The following is a 2,031-nucleotide window of genomic DNA, read 5'->3' on the forward strand; positions in this document are numbered from 1 at the left end:
ACTGAGTATTTTAATCAGTGAAATTATTTTATTTTCAGCCTGTGGTTACGGAAATGCTTTTGCTGCAGAGGCCACATTAACCGCCGGTGCCCAAAAAGTAATTTCTATCCAGAGTGGTTTAACCGGCGGAGCTTCTTATGAAGCAACCACTGCTGCTGCGGGTTCTATTGCAATTGGTGCAAATGCAAAATCAACCTCAACCGACTCAGATTTTGCTAACAGTTCCAGTATTGCTATCGGGGCAAACACTCTTGTCACTTCAGCGGGCTCACTGGCCCTTGGTGCAGCCAGCAAATCAACAGGCTCAAACGCCCTGGCTATAGGTGGGTTGTCCGTCGCCAGCAATGATAACGCTGTTGCGCTGGGGGTAAGTTCAGCATCGGCGGGCAACGGCGCAGTGGCGGTTGGCAACAATTCAAAGGCCAATTCAGACTACTCCCTGGCGATGGGGATAGCATCTTCTGCCACAGGAGTAAACTCCCTGGCGCTGGGACCGTCAGCCCTGACTAATGGCGGTTCGGCTATTGGCATCGGTAACTTCTCAAAGGCCAACGCCGCTTCATCTGTGGCTGTCGGTGGTAATTCAACGGCCAATTCAACGTACAGCATGGCGCTGGGTGGATATGCATCTGCCACGGGAGCTAATTCCGTGGCTCTGGGTCCGACATCCCTGACCAGCGGCACTTCAGCTATCGCCATTGGTAACTTTTCAAAAGCCACATCAGATACCAGTCTGGCGATAGGAGGTAACTCTTCCGCTGCAGGCGTTGACTCCATCGCGCTTGGTTCGCAGTCCCAGAGTAATGCTTCTTCTGCAGTCGCTATCGGTAACGAATCAAAGGCCAGTTCGAGCAGCAGTCTGGCGATTGGGGAATTAACTTCCGCCTCAGGTTCTGGTTCAATAGCGCTTGGTCTGTCCGCAACGACAGCCTCAACTGCTGCTGGTTTTGATAACAGCTCCAGTATTGCCATCGGCTCATCCTCTTACGTCTCTTCATCAGGTTCGCTGGCCATTGGTGAACTGAGTAACGCAAAAGCGACAAATACCCTGGCTATTGGTGGAATGTCCTCTGCCAGCGCTGCCAACGCTGTTGCGCTGGGTGTAAGTTCAGCATCGGCGGGCAACGGTGCTGTGGCGGTCGGGAATGGTTCAAAGGCTAATTCAGACTACTCTCTGGCGATGGGGATAAGCTCTTCCGCCACAGGAGCTAACTCCGTGGCGTTGGGTCCGACATCCCTGACCAATGGCACTTCAGCTGTCGCCATTGGTAACTTTTCGAAAGCCAATTCGGGTTACAGTCTGGCAATGGGGGAATTATCCTCTGCCACAGGTGCTGGCTCTGTGGCATTTGGCTACAAAGCCGCAACATCAGGCGGGGACTCCATTGCTCTGGGTTCCTTCTCCAGTGCTAACTCCGTCAACAGTGTCGCACTGGGGAATGGCTCCTCGGCGACCGGGTTGCAGTCTGCAGCTTTAGGTCAGGGCGCAAAAACCTATTCAGATTACAGCCTGGCGGCAGGCACGAATTCCTCAGCCACGGGACTAAACTCTGTCGCGCTGGGCTCAGCATCACTGACCAATGGTGCTTCAGCTGTGGCTGTTGGTAACTTGTCGAAAGCCAATTCAGATTCCAGCCTGGCGGTAGGCACGAATTCCTCTGCCACGGGGGCTGGCTCTGTGGCACTTGGCAACAAAGCTGCAACATCAGGTGGGGACTCTATGGCTCTGGGTTCCTTCTCCAGTGCTAACTCCCTCTACAGTGTCGCGCTGGGGAGTGGTTCCTCGGCGACCGGGTTGCAGTCTGCAGCTTTAGGTCAGGGCGCAAAAACCTATTCAGATTACAGCCTGGCGGCAGGCACAGCTTCCTCTGCCACGGGCCTGAGTTCAGTTGCGCTGGGGCCGTCAGCCAAGACCAGTAGTGGCACCGCTGTCGCCCTGGGTAGTTATGCAAATGCGGGTGCAACAAACAGTATGGCCCTGGGGGCGAACGCCTCAGCCACACTGGCCAACAGTGTGGCGCTCGGAAATAA

General features: G+C 54.7%; 1 pseudogene. It reads left to right on the plus strand.

Annotation, left to right across the window (positions count from 1 at the left end):
* Window positions 1-328: 328 nt before the first annotated feature.
* A pseudogene (locus GA0061070_RS25040) lies at window positions 329-2,031 on the plus strand (hypothetical protein); the annotation flags it as partial.

This window comes from Kosakonia oryziphila (genome assembly GCF_900094795.1).
GTDB classification, from domain to species: Bacteria; Pseudomonadota; Gammaproteobacteria; order Enterobacterales; family Enterobacteriaceae; genus Kosakonia; species Kosakonia oryziphila.